The organism is Saccharothrix longispora (assembly GCF_030852425.1).
In the GTDB taxonomy this organism is placed as follows: Bacteria; Actinomycetota; Actinomycetes; order Mycobacteriales; family Pseudonocardiaceae; genus Actinosynnema; species Actinosynnema longispora.
In genome coordinates this window covers 577,259-593,705 of record NZ_NSDM01000001.1, presented here as the reverse complement: position 1 = coordinate 593,705, position 16,447 = coordinate 577,259, and the positions used below count along the sequence as shown (strand labels likewise).

The window sequence follows — 16,447 nt, the reverse complement described above, 5'->3', positions numbered from 1 at the left end:
ACAAACCGGTGGTCACCCGCACGTGGCACGATTCCCGGCGTGACAGCCCAGGCCCAGCAGCTCGCCGGCCCGCTCTCGGCGGCCGTCGCGAACCTCTGCGTCGGCCTGGGGCCGCAGGTGTCCCCGGCGACCGCCGCCGGGTTCCGCGAGGTGCTGCGCAGGCTGTCCGCGCCGTTGCAGGTCGCCGTCGCCGGCCGGATCAAGTCCGGCAAGTCGACGTTGGTCAACGCGCTGATCGGCCGGCGGGTCGCGCCGACGGACGTGGGCGAGTGCACCCGCCTGGTGACCCGCTTCCAGTACGGCACGGTGGACCGCGTCGAGGTCGTGTTCACCGACGGCCGCAAGCAGGTGCTGCCGTTCCAGGCCGACGGCTCCATCCCGCCCGACCTGGGCGTGGACGTCGAGCGCGTGTCGCACGTCGAGGCCTACCTGACCAACGCGGTGCTGCGCGACCTGACGGTGATCGACACGCCGGGCCTCGGCTCGCTCGACGCCGCGTCGGTCGCCCGCACGGAGGCGCTGCTGAGCGGCGAGCTGGACCCGGTGTCGCGCAACGCCGTCGCCGGAGCGGAGGCCGTGCTGTACGTCGTCACGCAGGGCGTGCGGCAGGACGACCAGCAGGCGCTGGCCGCGTTCACCGCCGCCACGGCCAGCCGCGAGGCGGGGCCGGTCAACGCGATCGCCGTGCTGAACAAGGCCGACACGATCGCCCCGGAGACCGTCGAGGGCGCGGACGGCGACACGTGGAAGGCGGCCGTGCTGCTCGCCGAGCGGCAGGCGCTCACCCTCAAGCCCCGCGTCGCGGACGTGCTGCCGGTGATCGGCCTGATCGCCGAGTCCACCGAGACCGGCGGCTTCACCTCGGCCGACGCCGACGCGCTGCGCAAGCTCGCCGAGCTGGACGACGCCACCCGCGGGACCATGCTGATCTCGGCCGACCTGTTCACCACCTGGGAGTGCGACGTGCCCGCCGGCACCCGCGCCCGGCTGCTGGAGAAGCTCGACCTGTACGGCATCGGCAAGGCCCTCGAAGCGCTCGACGCCGAACCGGGCATCACCGCCGGGGCGCTGCGCCGCACGCTGCTGGACTCGTCCGGCCTGCACGGCGTGCGCGCCAAGCTCAACGCGGTGTTCCGGTCGCGCGCCGACGGCATCAAGGCCGCCGCCGCGCTGGCGTCCGTCACCGCCCTGGCCGCCGCCTCGGGCGACCCCGGCGAGCGGCAGCGCGTGCACGACGCCATCGAGGTGCTGCTGGCCAAGCCGGAGGCGCACCAGCTGCGGCTGCTGGAGGCGTTGACGCTCGTCGCGTCCGGGGCCGTGGCGATGCCGAACGACCTGGTGGAGGAAGTGCTGAGGTTCGGCAGCTCGCCGGACCTGGCCGAGCAGCTGGGCATGCGCGGGCGGCCCCACCAGGAGCTGATCGCGTACGCGCTGGAGCGGGCCGGCTGGTGGCGGTCCTTCGCCTCGTTCGGCGCCACGCCCGCGCAGAGCCGGGTGGCGCACGTGGTGCACCGGGCGTACTTCCTGATGTGGCAACAACTGCGGGGGCGGCGATGACCGGACCAGGGGGAATCGGACCGGGGGGGAACGGAACTGAGGGCGGCTCGGCGGCGTCGGACGACGGTGTGGAGACCCTCATCGCCGGTGAGCTGCTGGACCAGGCGCTGGCAGAGCGGCGCGCGCTCGTGCAGCTCTGCCTCTACGCGTTGGACCGCGCCCGCAGCTCCGGGGTCGTGGAACGGCTCGAAGAGGGGCTGGCGGGCATCGGCGTGACCGCGCTGCGCCCCGACGGGGAGCGGTTCGACCCGTCGCGGCACGAGGCGGGTGGCACCGTGCCGACGGAGGACGTGTCGCTCGACGGCGTCGTCGCCGAGACCGAGGTGGTCGGGTTCGCCGACCGCGGGCGGACGCTGCGCGCCCCGGTCGTCACGGTCTACACGTCGCGATGACGAGCCTCCCGCAGGTGGTGCGGCAGACCAGGGAGAAGCTGACCGCGCTCGTCCGGGCGCTCGACCCCGCGGCGGCGTCGTTCGTCGAGGCCAAGCGGAGCGGCCCCGCGTCCGTGGTCGTCGTCGGTGAGACCAACCGCGGGAAGTCGTCCCTGGTCAACGCCCTGCTCGCGACGCCGGGCCTGTCACCGGTGGACGCCGAGGTGGCGACCGCGACGTACCTGGTGTTCCGGCACGGCGCGGAGTGGTCGGGGCGGGCCTGCTACGCCGGGTCGATGTCGCCGGTGCCGTTCGACCGGTCCGAGATGGTCAACTGGGTGTCCGCCGCGCACGAGCTGCCCGAGGGGATGCTGCCGCCCCGGTACGTGGAGGTGGAGGCCCCGATCCCGCTGCTGGAGCGCCTGTCGGTGGTCGACACGCCCGGTGTCGGCGGGCTCGACTCGGCGCACGGCGAGCTGGCCGCCGAGGCCGCCGCCACGGCCACCGCGCTGCTGTTCGTGGTCGACGCCTCCGCCCCGTTCACCCGCGGTGAGCTGGACTTCCTGCGCACGGTCGGCGAACGCGTCGAGACCGTCGTGTTCGCGCTGACCAAGGTCGACCGGTTCCGCGGCTGGCGGCAGGTGCTGGAGGCCGACCAGGCGCTGCTCGCCGAGCACGCGCCCCGGTTCCGCGGCGCGGTGTTCCACCCCGTGTCGTCGCGGATGTTCGAGCTGGCGGCCCAGGCGCCCAACCCCGACGCGGCGGCCATGCTGCGCGAGCGGTCGGGCGTCGGCGAGCTCCAGGCGGCGCTCCAGGAGCTGGTGGTCGGCCGGGCCGCGATGCTCGGCGAGGCGAACGGCCTGCGCGCGCTGGCCACCGTGCTCGACGAGCTGATCGCCCGCGGCGAGGCCGACAAGCGCGCCCTGTCGTCCGGCGAGGAGGAGGCGGAGGCGCTGCGCGGGCGGCGCGACGAGCTGAACTCGCAGCGCCGGTCGTCCACCCGGAGCTGGCAGGTCAGGCTGCGCAGCGAGGTGCAGCGGGCCCGCGTGGAGGGCTCGCACGAGGTCAGCAGGCAGGTGCGCGACCTCCAGACGTGGTTCCGCACGGCCATCGACGCGGCCGACCGCGACCGGCTGGCCGCGCTGCCGCAGGAGGTGGACACCTCGTTGCAGCTGGTGTCCGGGCGGATCAGCGCGGGTCTCGGCACCCGGCTGGCGCGGGTCGCCGATGCCGCCCTGGCCGACCTGTTCTCCCCGGAGGAGCTGGCCGTGATCCGCGGCCAGTTCGCGCGCGGCGTGACGCCGCCGGTCGTGCTGCGGCCACCGGAGAAGCGCGCGCCGACCGCCGAGGACAAGCTGCTGGTGTTCATGGGCGTGTCCGGCGGCCTGGGCGCGGGCCGGCTCGCGGCGCTGCCCCTGGCGGGCCTCGGCGTGGCCGCGCTGAACCCCGTCGTGCTGCCGGTGACGCTGGTGCTGGGGCTCGGCGCGGGTTGGTGGATGGCGCGCACCCGCAAGCACTCGGCCGACAAGCAGCACCTCAAGCAGTGGCTGTCCGACGCCATCGCCGACGCCCGGTCCACTTTGGACCAGTTGGTGGCCGAGCAGCTGATCGAGGCCGAGCAGCAGCTGTCGCTCGCGCTGGACGACGCGCTGGGCAAGCGGGTGGACGCGATCGAGGCCGAGCTGCGCGAGGTCGACAAGGCGCTGCGGATGGGCGCCGGCGAGCGGACGCGGGCGCTCCAGGCCGTGGCGAAGCGGCTGGCCGAGCTGACCGCCGGACGGGCGAAGGTCGACGAGCTGCTGGCCCGGATCAGGGCCGTGCGCGACCGCGCGTGACGCCGTCGTCGCGGTGCGGCACGGCGGCGACCGGCGTCCGGGTGTCGGTGCGGCGAGAACTACCCGGGCGGAACCGAACGGGCATAACGTGAGTCCAACCAGCACGAACGCGGGAGGGTGGGAACGGTGTACATCGACGAGACAGGCGCGGCTGACGGCGAGCTGAAGGTCACGGTCGGCGACGAGGAGTACACCGCCGAGGCGACCTACGACCTCGACGAGGACGGGGTCGACGAGAGCGCGGTCGTGGAGACCGACGACGGCGGGCACCTCGCGTTCAGCGACACCGACGGCGACGGCGACGCCGACCTCATGAGCACGTTCGACGCCGACGGCGAGCTGACCTCGCAGGCGACGTTCGACGAGGAGTCCGGCGACTGGGTCGCCGTCGACCCCGCGGACGACCGCGACCAGCAGACCAACAGCAACGACGGCAAGTCGATGACCGTCGACGTCGAGGACGGCGGCGTGCAGGAGGTCGGCCCCGCCACCGAGGACACGGACGGCGACGGCCGGGCCGACACGGCGGTCGTGCGCGACGAGGACGGGGACACCTGGCTGTTCACCGACTCCGACGGGGACGGCAGCGCCGACATCGCCACCGAGATCACGCGGGACGGCGAGGTCACGGTGTCGAAGCACACCGGCGAGGACGAGTGGACCGAGGTCGAGCACGGCCGGATCGGCCCGGACGGCAAGTACGAGCCGGACGCCGACGAGGTCTGGGCGGCTGACGCGGACCCGGCGGAGCAGAAGGTCACCGTGTCGGGCGTGGTGCGCATCGACTCCGTGACGGGGCAGTGGATCAGCCCGAACTGACCCGCCGCACGAACGCCCGCCAGGCCCGGCCGGAGAACGCGAAGGCCGGGCCGGCGGTGTTCTTGGAGTCCCGCACGCCCACGGTCGCGCCGGCGAACCCCACCTCGACGCAGGCGTTGCTGCCACCGGAGCTGTAACTGCTCGTGAACCACTGGGCGGTCATCTGGCCCCCTTCAGCCGGTCGATCAGCAGTGCCCGGGTGTCCTCGCGGCCCAGCGCCAACTGCCCGACCCGCTCGAAGATCCGCTGCATGGGCTCGACGTCTTCGGCTTGATCGTAGTAGGTGGCCGCGCCGTGCAGAACGGTCGCGAAGCCCACCCCCGGTGCCCGGGGGAAGTCCAGCACCACCAGACCGCCGCCCAGGGCGGGGTTGTCCGGAGTGCCCCGCGGGACCACCCGGATGCCGAGCCCGGGTTGCCGCTCCGGGAGTTGCAGCAGGTGCAGCACTTGGCCGCGCATCACCGACTCGCTCCCGATCACGTTGTCCAAGGCGTCCTCGGTGAAGACCACCTCGATGCGCTTGGGGGTGCCGGCTTCCAGCACCCGCCTCTGGTGCTCCAGGCGGAATTCGGTGCGCTCGACGGTCTCCGCCTCCGAGTCCGACCAGTAGATCGCGTTCGACAGCGCCATCAGCGCCCTGACGTACTCGGGCGACTGCACGAGGCCGGGGATGACTCCGCACTCGTACCACCTGATCTTCGCCGAGGCCGCCTGGAGTTCGGCGAGGCGCTGGAAGGGCTCCGGCAGGTTGTCGACGTATCCCCTCCGGGGTGCCCGCCGCCGGGCTGCGGAACCCAAGGCCAGGACCGTTTCCCGCTCCTGGTCGGATGCGCCGTAGAAGTCGAGCAGCCTGGTCAACTCCTCGGTGCCGAAGCCGCCCTTCCCGTTCTCGACGTGGCTGATGCGGCCCGCTGTCCGTCCGATCACCGCTCCGGCTTCGCCCTGCGACCTGCGTGCCTGGTGGCGCAGGCTAGCGAGCGTCAAGCCGAGTTGGAGCCGCTCGACGGTCTGCCGCGTCGGCCCGGACGACCGGTTCTGCTTCAGCCTCGAGGAAGTCGAGATCGCGGCCTTCCGCGCCGCCCCCGACGCGGCCATCGCCCGTGCCGAAGCGGACCTGGCCGCCGGGCCGCTCGACAACCCGCGTGCGGAAGCGGTCCGCGTGTCGCGATGATGGCGGGGTGCCGACGCCGCCCCTGGTCCGACCGCTGACGGCCGACGACGTCCCCGTCGTCGTGGAGTTCTCGCTGCGCGCGTGGGCCCCGGTCTTCGCGTCGTTCCGCGCCGTCCTGGGCGAGCCGGTCTACGAGGCGCTGTTCCCGGAGTGGAGGACCGCCCAGGCGAAGGCCGTCGAGGACGTCTGCCGCGAGGAGCGCACGGCGGTGTGGGTCGCCGACGTGGGCGACCGCGCCGTCGGGTTCGTCGGGGTGCGCGTCGCCGACGGCGAGATCCACATGCTGGCCGTCGACCCGGAGCACCAGCGCCGGGGCATCGGCACCGCCCTGACCGGCTACGCCGTCGAACGGCTGCGCGCCGCCGGGGTGCTCCTCGCGGTCGTCGGCACGGGCGGGGACCCCGGCCACGCCGCCGCCCGCGCCACCTACGAGAAGGCGGGCTTCACCCCGTTCCCGCAGGTCCAGTACTACAAGCGGCTCGACCGCTGAACGCCTGAACCGCCGGCGCTGGACCCTCCCACCGCCGGAGACCCCATGCTGGCCCGGTGGAAACCGATCTCCTGCCCATCGGGCGGTTCGCCGCGCTGAGCCGGCTGAGCGTCAAGCAACTGCGGCACTACGACGAGCTGGGGCTGCTGGTCCCGGCGCACGTGGACGCCGCCTCCGGTTACCGCTACTACCGGCGCGCGCAGGCCAGGCAGGCGTTGTCCATCGGGCTGCTGCGCTCGCTGGACGTGCCGCTGCCGGTGGTCGCCGCCGTGCTCTCGGGCGCGCCGGGCGTCCTGGACGAGGTGCGCGCGAAGCACGAGGCGGAGCTGGTCCGGCGGCGTAGCGCCCTGGCCGCACTGGAGCGCGTCATGGTCGAGGGCCTGCCGGCCACGCCGGTGCGGGTGGTCGCCGAACCGGCCCGGTCGGTGGCCGTGGTCCGCGAGGTCGCGGCGGGGCCGGCCGACGTCTCCCGCGCCACCTCGGCGGCGGTCGCCCGGGTGCTGCGCGAGGTGCCGCCCGCCGGTCCGCCGGAGCTGATCGGGTTGTTCCCGGTCGAGCTGGACGACGACGCCTTCGAGGTGCGGGTCGCGGTGGTGGTGGGGCGCGGCCCGTCGGAGCGGCACCCGTCCGGCCGGGACGCACCCGAGTGGGAGGCGGAACCGCTGCCCGGCGGTGAGTTCGCCTGCGCCACCCACGTCGGCCCCTACGACCAGATCCCCCTGACCGCCCACGCCCTCCTCGCCTGGTGCGCCGAGCGGGGCCACCCGCTGCGCGGGCCGATCCGCGAGGTCTACGTCTCCGATCCCGCGACCACCGAGCCCGACCGGCTCGTCACCCACCTGATGATCCCCCTGGAGGAGCGCCCGTGACCCCGACGATCACCACGCACGGCCCCGTCACCTGCCTGAGCGTCACCGGCCTCGGCGAACCCGGTGGCAGCGAGCACACCGGTGCCGTCACCGGCCTGTACACCGTGGCCGCCGCCCTCGGCGCGGACCACGGCCCGCTGGAGGGGCAGTGGTGGGCGGAGGGCGTGCCGGACGGCCGCCGCGCGCCGCGCGAGCAGTGGCGCTGGCACCTGCTGCTGCCCGTCGCGCCGCCGGCCGCCGGAGCGGTGGAGCGGGCGCGCGAGGCGGGCCGCGCGTCGTGCCCGGCGGTGGACCGGGTGCGGCTGACCACCGTCACCGAGGGGCGGTGCGTGGAGCTGCTGCACGAGGGCCCGTTCAGCGAGGAGCACCGGTCGCTGGAGGTCGTGGCCCGGTTCATGGCCGAGCACGGGCTGGTTCCCAACGGCCCGCACCACGAGGTCTACCTGACCCCCTTCGACGACCCGTCGCCGCGCACGCTGCTGCGCCAACCGGTGCGGTCCGCCTGATCGCCCGGAATCCCTTGCGGCACAACCGGTAGCACCGCCCGACAACCTCGTCGGCAGTGCTGCCGGTTGTGTCCGCCGACCGTTCCTGAATCCTTCGAGAAATACGGACTTTTCGGTGCAGCAATTCTTCCATCCGCTCGTGGGAGCGCTCTCACAAGCGGTGGACCTGGACACTTGGCGGTGTGGTGATCGACGCACCGTCGCGCCCTTGCATTCTCGCGACTAAAGAGCGGGTCACCCGGACTTTTAGAGTGATCGGGTGCTGAATCGATTCCAGAATCGGTTTTGTGAGGCAGCCGACAGGGTGGATGTGTGTTACCGGGGATTAACCCGGCTAACCTCCGTCTATCCCTTTGACCGGCACGCCCTCCACCGGGCGGGCGGAGCCATTCCCGAGGACGTCCCACCCGGACACCGGCGTCCACCGTGGGCTGGCGCTCAGCTAGGAGACGAGACGAGATGACGGCAGTGACCATTCCCGGTCTCGACCAGGCACCCACCGACCACCCGCACCTGCTCGCCTGGGTGCACGAGGTCGCCGAACTGACCTGCCCCGACGAGGTCGTCTGGGCCGACGGTTCCCAGGACGAGTGGGACCGCCTGACCGCCAAGCTCGTCGACGCGGGCACGTTCGTCCCGCTGAAGAAGAAGCCGAACTCGTTCTGGGCGGCCAGCGACCCCACCGACGTGGCCCGCGTGGAGGAGCGCACGTTCATCTGTTCCGTGGACCCGGCCGACTGCGGCCCCACGAACAACTGGATGGACCCCGCCGAGATGAAGGCGACGATGACCGACCTGTACCGCGGGTGCATGCGCGGTCGGACGATGTACGTCATCCCGTTCTGCATGGGTCCGCTCGACGCCGAGAAGCCGATGCTGGGCGTGGAGATCACCGACTCCGAGTACGTCGTCGTCTCCATGCACATCATGACCCGCATGGGCACGAGGGCCCTCGCCCGCTTCGGCGACGACGCGCCGTTCGTCAAGGCGCTGCACTCGATCGGCGCGCCGCTGGAGCCGGGTCAGGAGGACGTCGCCTGGCCGTGCAACGAGACCAAGTACATCACCCAGTTCCCCGAGGAGCGGATGATCTGGTCGTTCGGCTCGGGCTACGGCGGCAACGCGCTGCTGGGCAAGAAGTGCTACTCGCTGCGCATCGCCTCGGTGATGGCGCGCGACGAGGGCTGGCTCGCCGAGCACATGCTGATCCTCAAGCTCACCTCGCCGGAGCGGAAGTCGTACTACGTCGCGGCGGCGTTCCCCAGCGCCTGCGGCAAGACCAACCTCGCGATGCTGGAGCCGACCATCCCCGGCTGGAAGGTCGAGACCCTGGGCGACGACATCGCCTGGATGCGGTTCGGCGAGGACGGCCGGCTGTACGCGGTGAACCCGGAGAACGGCTTCTTCGGCGTCGCCCCCGGCACCGACTACCACACCAACCCCAACGCGATGCGCACCATCGAGAAGGGGAACTCGCTGTTCACGAACGTCGCCCTCACCGACGACGGCGACGTGTGGTGGGAGGGCATGGGCGAGCCCCCGGCGCACCTGACCTCGTGGAAGAAGCAGGACTGGACGCCGGACGACGACGAGCCGTCGTCGCACCCGAACTCCCGCTACTGCACGCCGATCGCCCAGTGCGACATCAAGGCGCCGGAGTGGGAGGACCCGAAGGGCGTGCCGATCTCGGCGATCTTCTTCGGCGGTCGCCGCGCCACCACCATCCCCCTGATCACCGAGTCGCGCGACTGGCAGCACGGCGTGTTCATGGGCGCCACCCTGTCCAGCGAGACCACGGCGGCGGCCGTCGGCAAGACCGGCGTCGTGCGCCGCGACCCGATGGCGATGCTGCCGTTCATCGGCTACCACGCCGGTGACTACTTCCAGCACTGGATCGACACCGGCAAGTCGGCCGACGCGGACAAGCTGCCGAAGATCTTCTACGTCAACTGGTTCCGCCGCGGCGAGGACAAGCGCTTCCTGTGGCCCGGGTTCGGCGAGAACTCGCGCGTGCTGAAGTGGGCCGTCGAGCGCATCGAGGGCAGGGCCGCGGCCGTCGAGACCCCGATCGGCCACGTGCCGACCGCCGACGAGCTGGACCTGACCGGCCTCGACGCGTCGCGCGAGGACGTCGAGGCGGCGCTGGCGTTCGACGCCGACGAGTGGCGCGCCGAGATCCCGATGATCGAGGAGTGGTTCGCGAAGATCGGCGAGAAGGTGCCGACCTCGCTGCGCGACGAGCTGGAGGCGCTGAAGCTCCGCCTCGGCTGATCACCCCCAGTGCGAGACCCCGGTGGCCAACGGCGTCCACCGGGGTCTCTTTTTGGTTGCCCAGCGTGATTTACCCTCCGGTCGGGCGTACCAAGGAAGGGTGACCCAGCAGGACGACTTCCTCGGTGGACTGCACTACGACCGCCCGTCCGAACCACGGGTGGGACCCACCGCGGGTGTCGTCCGCCACTACCCGGCGGGCAACCGGTGTGAACCGCCCCGCGAACGGGTACCGGCGTGGTGGCACGTGGGCGGCGTCGTCCTGGGTGCCCTCGCCGCGCTCGTCGCGGTCTTCGCCTGGGGCTACGGGATCGACCAGTTCGACGAGGTCCGGCTGCGCGGGCTGGTGGCCATGGGGCTCGGGGGGCTCCTGGTGGGACTGGTGTGCCTCGGCAGGCTGTCCCCAGCCGCGCCCCTCACCGCCGGGGTGCTCGCCCTGACCGGCTCGGTGGTCGCCGAACTGGGGTCGGTGGCCTTCCTGCCCGTGCTCAAGCCCGTCTTCGGCAGCGGCGGACCGATCTTCGCGGGCGTCCTGCTGATCGTTCTGGCGTTCCGCCGGAGGTAGTTGTCCACAGGTTGTGGATGAAGCTGTGCACAGCCTGTGGGTCGACCGGGTGACGACTCCCTGACGAAAGGGTCAGGCCGGCATCGGGTTCGAGCCCAGGCCCCACAGCCGCCCGGTGAACGGGCGCGTCGCCTCGGCGTAGCAGACCGCCGACGTGAAGCCCTCCGACCACGCCTGGCTGCCGAACGCCCGCCACGACGCGAACACGTCCGGCCGATCCGCGCCCACGTAGCTCCGGACGGCCCGCGCGCAGTGGTCCGCCGCCTTCGCGTTCACCTGTTCGAGGGAGGGCGCGGGGTCGCCGGGAGCGCCCAGGGACAGCACGCCGGGCACCGCCTCGGCCCGGTGCGGCTGGTCGCAGCCCGTGATCGCCGCGTCCCGGTCCACCCCCGGCGACGCCGCCGCGCACAGCTGCACCGTGCTGAACCCGGCCGCCTTCAGGAGGTCCCTGGCGCTGCCCGTGCGCGGCGCCCGCGACCCGTCCGGCGCCAGTTCGACCACCGCGCACACCCGCCACCGGTCGCCGCGCGCCCAGCCGTCGCGGCTCGGCCAGAACGCGTGCGCCTGGAGGCGGGTGGCGTCGTGGTCGGCGCTGCCCAGGTACGCGGTCAGCGCGGCGCGGCACGGCGGCAGCACGGCGCGGCGCAGGTCGCGGTCGTCCGGGTACGCGGAGCCCAGCTCCGGCAGCTCCCCCACCTCGGTGACCTCGGCGTCGTGGCGCTGCGCGCAGTCCAGCACCTCGACACCGGTGGTCGTGCACTGGCCGGGTTCCGGCAGCTCGTCGACCGTCGGCGTGATCGAGGGGCGGACGACCTGCGCGTCCGGCGTCCCCGCCACGCGGGCGGTGCAGGCGGCGAGCGACAGCGCGGCCAGTGCCACGACCGCCGCCCGCCAGCACCTCACCCGGTCAGGTTACCGACACCAGGGCGACCACCTGGTCGGCGATGGCGCGGCGCTCGCGCTCGAAGGTCGCGTCGGTGAGCGCGGTCGGGTCGGCCGGCTGCCCCAGGACGGGGGTGTGCAGGTGGCCGCCCGCGACGCCGGTGGCGCCCAGGCCGAGGCGGAGCCGGTTCGCCCGGTACATCGACTCGTTGGACAGGTAGTCGCCGCCGCTGCCCTCGGCCGCCGCCGCGCCCGGCGTCGGCTCGTCGGAGCGGCAGTCCGGGAAGCCCTCGCCGGGGACCGTGCCCACGGGCCACTCGCAGAACGACCGGTTGAACAGCACCGGGAACGGGGTCGTGCCCGCGCCGACCATCCGCTCGTGCGGCAGCGTCGTCTCGATGAACTCGTGCGCGGGCTGCGGCCACCCCGCCGCGTCCGGGGCAGGGCCGACCGACGAGAGGTCGTTGTTGTCCGGGAACCCGCCGCGCCACCGGCCGGCCCACCGCTCCACGTCGAACTGCCCGGGGCGGCCCTGGCTGACCGTGACGACGGCCTGCGCCCCCTGCCCCAGCGCCCCGCCGTGGAACCGCTCGACGATCCCCTGGTCGAAGGCGCCCCACAGCACCGGCAGCACGGCCGCCTGGAAGACGACGCGCCCCTGGGGCGTGTCGACGACCTTCCCGTCCAGCCGGAGCGCGGCCGCGCCGGACGGGTTGCTGCGCCGCACCGACGTGCCGCTGAGCTGGAACGGGTCGAAGCCGGTCACCGCGACCCGCCTCGCGCCGTCGGCGAACGCGAGGTCGGTCACCCCGCGCGAGCCCAGGTCGAACGCCCCGACCAGGCGTGCCCGGTCGCCCGTCGACAGCGTGAACCGGGGCGTCCACTGCCGCAGCGCCCGGGTCGCCTGGAGCCGCGCCCAGTAGAGGGGGCGGTCGTCGTAGGCGTCCCACGCCTGCGCGGTCCGGGCCCGGTCGACGGCGGCCCGCCACAGCCCGGTGCCCGCGGTGGCGGCGAGCTGCTGCGCCCGGCTCCGGGAGCGCGTCTCGCACAGGCGGGCGGTGAACGAGCTGACGTCGTCCTCGAAGCCCGCGAGGCGGGCCAGTTCGGGCCCCACGGCGGGGCCGTCCGGCGTCAACCGGTCGCCGAGGCGCGATTCCTCGACGGTGATGGGAGCGCTCTCGTCGAAGCAGGCCACCGGGTGCGCCCGCGCCACGGCGGGCAGCGAGAGCAGGGACAGCCCGAGGGCGAGCGGGATCACGGTGCGGAGTCGTCTGATCACACCCGGATGCTCCCGGACCCGGGGCGAACGCGGAACCCGTGGACCGGCCCCCGTCCTCCGCGGACGGGAACCGGGGTGCTCCGGGGCAGTCCGGCGGCGGACGCGCAACCCCGGCGCACCTCACCCGTCCGGCACGATTGTTCAACAATACTCCATTCGAGGAGTAAGGTCGTTCGACATGACGACCGTCGACGCCGGCGACTGGCTGAGCGCGCTGGCCAAGGACCGCGGGGACATCGACCGCTCCAGCACGGCGGAACGCGTCGCCGACAAGCTGCGCGCCAGCGTGCTCGACGGCGACATCAAACCCGGCCAGCAGCTCAACGAGAAGGCCCTGGGCGACGCCCTCCGCGTCTCGCGCAACACGCTCCGCGAGGCGTTCCGCCTGCTCACCCACGAGCGGCTGCTCGTCCACGAGTACAGCAAGGGCGTCTTCGTCCGCCGCCCCGACGCGGCCGACGTCGCCGACCTCTACGCCGCCCGCCGGGTCATCGAGTGCGGCGCCCTCCGCCGGTGGGACGACGCCCCCGAGGCCGCCAGGCAGGCCGTCCGCGACGCCGTCTCCTCCGGGCGGGAACGCGCCGCCGCCGGCGACTGGACCGGCGTCGGCACCGCGAACATCGGGTTCCACCGGGCCGTCACCGCCCTCGCCGGCAGCGCCCGCCTCGACGAGGAGATGAAGCGCCTGCTCGCCGAGCTGCGCCTCGCCTTCCACGTCATGGGCGACCCCGAGGCGTTCCACCGCGACTACCTGCCGCTGCACGGCGCGCTGGTGGCCCGGCTCGACGCCGACCGCGACGTGCCCGGGGCCGAGGCGGCCCTCGTCGCGTACCTCGAACGCGCCGAGGAACAGCTGACGACCGGCCTGCGCGGCGCGTGAAGAGGTCACGATCCAGACACGTCACCGGTAGGTGCTCAACCTGACATGGTGACGGGGCTCGTCCTCCGGGCCTAGCATCGCGCGACACCAGTCACAGGGCCGTACGGAGGGCGCACAATGCCGTCAGCTCGACAATCCAGCCTCCGCTGGAGCAACTGGAACCTGCTGCTGCTGGTCCCGCTGCTCATGCTCGTCACGTCGTGGTTCAACACCGACGGACCGAGGGTGCTCGGGCTGCCGTTCTTCTACTGGTACCAGTTCGCCTGGGTCCCGGTCGGCGTGCTCTGCGTCGGCCTGGTGTACGTGAAGACGAAGGACGAGCCCGTCGTCACCGGCAAGCCCGACCTGCTCGGGGTCGACGACCTGGACGAGGGGGCGAAGTAGCCGTGCAGTGGACCGAGTTGGTGGTCTTCAGCTTCCTGTTCCTGGTGGTGACCGTCCTGGGCTTCGTCGCGGCGAAGTGGAAGGCGGGCGACACCCTCGAACACCTCGACGAGTGGGGTCTCGGCGGCCGGAAGTTCGGCTCCTGGATCACCTGGTTCCTCGTCGGCGGCGACCTCTACACCGCGTACACCTTCGTCGCGGTGCCCGCCCTGGTGTTCGGCGCGGGCGCGCTGGGCTTCTACGCCCTGCCCTACACCGTCGTGCTGTACCCGATCGTCTTCCTGCCGCTGGTGCGGATGTGGTCGGTGTCCCGCGTGCACGGCTACGTGACGCCCGCCGACTTCGTGCGCGGCCGCTACGGCTCGCACTGGCTCGCACTGATCATCGCCGTCACCGGCATCATCGCGACGATGCCGTACATCGCGCTCCAGCTCGTCGGCCTGGAGGCCGTGCTGCGCACGATGGGCCTCAACGGCTCCGGCATCCTCGGCCACCTGCCGCTGTTCATCGCGTTCGTCATCCTCGCGCTCTACACCTACCAGTCGGGGCTCCGCGCGCCCGCGCTCATCGCGTTCGTCAAGGACACGCTGATCTACATCGTGATCCTGGTCGCGGTGATCTACCTGCCGAGCAAGTTCGGCGGCTGGGGCACGATCTTCGACACCGCGCAGGCCAAGTACGACGCGACGCCCGCGAAGACCGACGGCATCCTGCTCACCGCCAACAACCAGCTCCAGTACGCCACGCTGGCGCTCGGCTCGGCGCTGGCGCTGTTCCTGTACCCGCACTCGCTGACCGGCATCCTCGCCTCGCGCGGCCGCAACGTGATCAAGCGGAACATGGTGGCGCTGCCCGCGTACTCGCTGCTGCTCGGCCTGCTCGCGATGCTCGGCTTCGTCGCGATCTCGGCCGGCGTCAAGCCGATCACCAACCAGGCCACCGGCCGCGCCGACACGAACACCATCGTCCCGGTGCTGTTCGGCCAGGAGTTCCCGGCCTGGTTCGCGGGCGTGGCCTACGCGGCCATCGCCATCGGCGCCCTGGTGCCGGCGGCGATCATGTCGATCGCGGCGGCGAACCTGTGGACGCGCAACATCTACAAGGAGTACCTCAAGAAGGGCGCCACGCCCGCGCAGGAGGCCAAGCAGGCCAAGCTCGCGTCGCTGGTGGTGAAGTTCGGCGCGGTCGCGTTCATCGTGTTCATCGACCCGCAGTTCTCCATCGACCTCCAGCTCATCGGCGGCGTCATGATCCTCCAGACGCTGCCCGCCGTGGCCATCGCGCTCTACACCCGCTGGTTCCACCTGTACGGCCTGATCGCCGGCTGGGTCGTCGGCATGGGCTGGGGCATGTGGCTGCTCTACGGCATCGGCAACCCGGCCGTCGGCAAGGCGCACTTCGCCGGCTCCGCGCTGCCGCTGGGCGACCTGTCGCTGTTCGGCTGGCACCCGCTCGGCGGGTCCACCGTGCAGATCTACGTCGGCGCGCTCGCCGTCGTGGCGAACCTGCTGGTGGCGGTCCTCGTGACGCTGGTCGCCCGCAAGGCGCGCTGGTTCAACGGCACCGACGAGACCGACGGCGACGACTACCACGTCGACGAGGACAACCCGCGCGTCAAGCCGGTCGCCTCCGCTCACTGATCCCCGAGCGGACCCCCGAGGACGAGGGCGGCGGCGCCCACGAGACCCGCCCGGCCACCCAGCCGGGCGGGCTCGACCCGCAACCCGTCCAGGTAGGACAGCCCGCAGTGCTCGGCGACGGTGCGGCGCAACGGGTCGAACAGCAGCTCGCCCGCCTGCGCCACACCGCCGCCCACCACCGCGAGGTCCAGGTCCACCACGGCCGCCGTGGCCGCGATGGCCATGCCGACCGCCCGCCCGGCCCGCTCGAACGCGGCCCGGGGCAGGTCCTCGCCGGCCTGCGCCGCCGCCGCGAGCAGCGCGGCGTCCGCGCCCCGGGGCGCCTGCCACCCCCGCTGCCGCGCCCACGCCACCATCCGCGGCCCGCCCGCCACGGTCTCCGCGCAGCCGCGCCCGCCGCACGTGCACGGCTCGCCGTCCGGCTCCACCACGACGTGCCCGACGTGCCCGGCGTTGCCCGTGCGCCCGCCGAACGGTCGCCCGCCGAGCACCAGCCCGCCGCCGACGCCGGTGCTGACCACCAGCCCCACCATGAACCGGCTGCCCCGGCCCGCGCCCAGCCAGTGCTCGCCGAGCGCCATGCACGTGCCGTCACCGGCCAGCTCGACGGGCACCCCCGGCACCAGCGCGCCCACCCGGTCGCGCAGCGGGAACGCCCGCCACCCCGGCACGTTGATGGGGCTCACCGTCCCGGCGGTCGCGTCCACCGGCCCCGCGCAGGCGATGCCGACCGCGGCGACCGGTTCGCCGGCCAGCACCTCGTCCACCACGGACGCCACCGCGGCGAACGTCCCCTCGGCGTCCCCGAGCGGCGTCCCGGCCCGGACCGCGCGCCGCACCGCGCCACCGCGTTCCACCAGGGCGCCGGCGACCTTGGTGCCGCCCACGTCCAGTGCCAGCACCAGGTCCGTCACCCGATCAGGTTAGG

Annotated in this window: 18 protein-coding genes; 13 read left to right on the top strand and 5 right to left on the bottom strand. The window is 73.0% G+C overall.

Going from position 1 to position 16,447, the window contains the following annotated elements; all coding sequences use genetic code 11:
* The first annotated feature begins 39 nt into the window (after positions 1-39).
* From CKY47_RS03090 to CKY47_RS03075, 4 genes are all read left to right on the top strand, one after another.
* On the top strand, positions 40-1,557 hold the full coding sequence (locus tag CKY47_RS03090; protein ID WP_306744050.1) for a dynamin family protein: 1,518 nt from the start codon (positions 40-42) through the stop codon (positions 1,555-1,557).
* The gene (grpE, locus tag CKY47_RS03085) at positions 1,530-1,949 is read left to right on the top strand and encodes a nucleotide exchange factor GrpE (protein WP_442638261.1); all 420 of its coding nucleotides are present in this window, start codon (positions 1,530-1,532) and stop codon (positions 1,947-1,949) included. The genes CKY47_RS03090 and grpE overlap by 28 nt, the downstream gene beginning before the upstream one ends.
* On the top strand, positions 1,946-3,763 hold the full coding sequence (locus CKY47_RS03080; RefSeq protein ID WP_306744048.1) for a dynamin family protein: 1,818 nt from the start codon (positions 1,946-1,948) through the stop codon (positions 3,761-3,763). Before grpE ends, CKY47_RS03080 begins: the two co-directional genes overlap by 4 nt.
* Positions 3,764-3,889: 126 nt before the next feature.
* Positions 3,890-4,582 carry a hypothetical protein gene (locus CKY47_RS03075; protein ID WP_306744047.1) on the top strand — a complete coding sequence of 231 codons (693 nt, stop codon included), beginning with the start codon at positions 3,890-3,892 and terminating at the stop codon, positions 4,580-4,582.
* Here the strand turns inward: CKY47_RS03075 and CKY47_RS03070 are convergent.
* Both CKY47_RS03070 and CKY47_RS03065 read right to left on the bottom strand, forming a co-directional pair.
* On the bottom strand, positions 4,569-4,745 hold the full coding sequence (locus CKY47_RS03070; RefSeq protein WP_306744046.1) for a DUF397 domain-containing protein: 177 nt from the start codon (positions 4,743-4,745) through the stop codon (positions 4,569-4,571). The genes CKY47_RS03075 and CKY47_RS03070 overlap by 14 nt on opposite strands.
* Positions 4,742-5,566, bottom strand: coding sequence for a helix-turn-helix domain-containing protein (locus CKY47_RS03065; RefSeq protein WP_306744045.1), 825 nt, complete (start codon positions 5,564-5,566; stop codon positions 4,742-4,744). Before CKY47_RS03065 ends, CKY47_RS03070 begins: the two co-directional genes overlap by 4 nt.
* On the opposite strand from CKY47_RS03065, the gene CKY47_RS03060 reads away from it, so the two are divergent.
* From CKY47_RS03060 to CKY47_RS03035, 6 genes are all read left to right on the top strand, one after another.
* The gene (locus tag CKY47_RS03060) at positions 5,484-5,753 is read left to right on the top strand and encodes a hypothetical protein (protein ID WP_306744560.1); all 270 of its coding nucleotides are present in this window, start codon (positions 5,484-5,486) and stop codon (positions 5,751-5,753) included. The genes CKY47_RS03065 and CKY47_RS03060 overlap by 83 nt on opposite strands.
* A 7-nt stretch (positions 5,754-5,760) precedes the next feature.
* Complete coding sequence (locus tag CKY47_RS03055; protein ID WP_306744044.1) at positions 5,761-6,243, top strand: GNAT family N-acetyltransferase; 483 nt, start codon at positions 5,761-5,763, stop codon at positions 6,241-6,243.
* Between the two features lie 56 nt (positions 6,244-6,299).
* Entirely contained in the window at positions 6,300-7,112 is an 813-nt protein-coding gene (locus tag CKY47_RS03050) for a MerR family transcriptional regulator (RefSeq protein WP_306744043.1), read from the top strand.
* The gene (locus tag CKY47_RS03045; protein WP_306744042.1) at positions 7,109-7,618 is read left to right on the top strand and encodes a GyrI-like domain-containing protein; all 510 of its coding nucleotides are present in this window, start codon (positions 7,109-7,111) and stop codon (positions 7,616-7,618) included. Before CKY47_RS03050 ends, CKY47_RS03045 begins: the two co-directional genes overlap by 4 nt.
* Before the next feature lie 459 nt (positions 7,619-8,077).
* A complete protein-coding gene (locus tag CKY47_RS03040; RefSeq protein ID WP_306744041.1) occupies positions 8,078-9,889 on the top strand; it encodes a phosphoenolpyruvate carboxykinase (GTP) in 1,812 nt (603 codons plus the stop codon).
* 100 nt (positions 9,890-9,989) lie between these two features.
* Positions 9,990-10,454 carry a hypothetical protein gene (locus tag CKY47_RS03035; protein ID WP_306744040.1) on the top strand — a complete coding sequence of 155 codons (465 nt, stop codon included), beginning with the start codon at positions 9,990-9,992 and terminating at the stop codon, positions 10,452-10,454.
* 72 nt (positions 10,455-10,526) lie between these two features.
* Here the strand turns inward: CKY47_RS03035 and CKY47_RS03030 are convergent, their stop codons facing one another.
* Both CKY47_RS03030 and CKY47_RS03025 read right to left on the bottom strand, forming a co-directional pair.
* Positions 10,527-11,357 carry a septum formation family protein gene (locus CKY47_RS03030; RefSeq protein WP_306744039.1) on the bottom strand — a complete coding sequence of 277 codons (831 nt, stop codon included), beginning with the start codon at positions 11,355-11,357 and terminating at the stop codon, positions 10,527-10,529.
* Positions 11,358-11,361: 4 nt separating this feature from the next.
* Positions 11,362-12,615, bottom strand: a complete 1,254-nt coding sequence (locus CKY47_RS03025) for a PA0049 family protein (protein ID WP_306744038.1) — start codon at positions 12,613-12,615, stop codon at positions 11,362-11,364.
* 178 nt (positions 12,616-12,793) lie between these two features.
* Between CKY47_RS03025 and CKY47_RS03020 the strand changes: the two genes are divergently transcribed.
* The 3 genes from CKY47_RS03020 to mctP all read left to right on the top strand — a co-directional run bounded on the left by CKY47_RS03020 (position 12,794) and on the right by mctP (position 15,519).
* Entirely contained in the window at positions 12,794-13,495 is a 702-nt protein-coding gene (locus CKY47_RS03020; RefSeq protein ID WP_306744037.1) for a GntR family transcriptional regulator, read from the top strand.
* 117 nt (positions 13,496-13,612) lie between these two features.
* Complete coding sequence (locus tag CKY47_RS03015) at positions 13,613-13,879, top strand: DUF3311 domain-containing protein (protein ID WP_306744036.1); 267 nt, start codon at positions 13,613-13,615, stop codon at positions 13,877-13,879.
* A 2-nt stretch (positions 13,880-13,881) separates the two neighbouring features.
* Complete coding sequence (gene mctP, locus CKY47_RS03010; protein WP_306744035.1) at positions 13,882-15,519, top strand: monocarboxylate uptake permease MctP; 1,638 nt, start codon at positions 13,882-13,884, stop codon at positions 15,517-15,519.
* Here the strand turns inward: mctP and CKY47_RS03005 are convergent.
* Positions 15,513-16,433, bottom strand: a complete 921-nt coding sequence (locus CKY47_RS03005) for an ROK family protein (protein WP_306744034.1) — start codon at positions 16,431-16,433, stop codon at positions 15,513-15,515. The two genes, mctP and CKY47_RS03005, sit on opposite strands and share 7 nt — an antisense overlap.
* Between the last annotated feature and the right edge of the window lie 14 nt (positions 16,434-16,447).

Excerpts from the sequence above, each read along its gene's own strand:
- CKY47_RS03015 (WP_306744036.1), top strand. The coding sequence starts at position 13,613 with ATGCCGTCAGCTCGACAATCCAGCCTCCGCTGGAGCAACTGGAACCTG.
- CKY47_RS03070 (WP_306744046.1), bottom strand. The coding sequence starts at position 4,745 with ATGACCGCCCAGTGGTTCACGAGCAGTTACAGCTCCGGTGGCAGCAAC.
- CKY47_RS03020 (WP_306744037.1), top strand. The coding sequence starts at position 12,794 with ATGACGACCGTCGACGCCGGCGACTGGCTGAGCGCGCTGGCCAAGGAC.
- CKY47_RS03080 (WP_306744048.1), top strand. The coding sequence starts at position 1,946 with ATGACGAGCCTCCCGCAGGTGGTGCGGCAGACCAGGGAGAAGCTGACC.
- CKY47_RS03040 (WP_306744041.1), top strand. The coding sequence starts at position 8,078 with ATGACGGCAGTGACCATTCCCGGTCTCGACCAGGCACCCACCGACCAC.
- CKY47_RS03060 (WP_306744560.1), top strand. The coding sequence starts at position 5,484 with ATGCGGCCCGCTGTCCGTCCGATCACCGCTCCGGCTTCGCCCTGCGAC.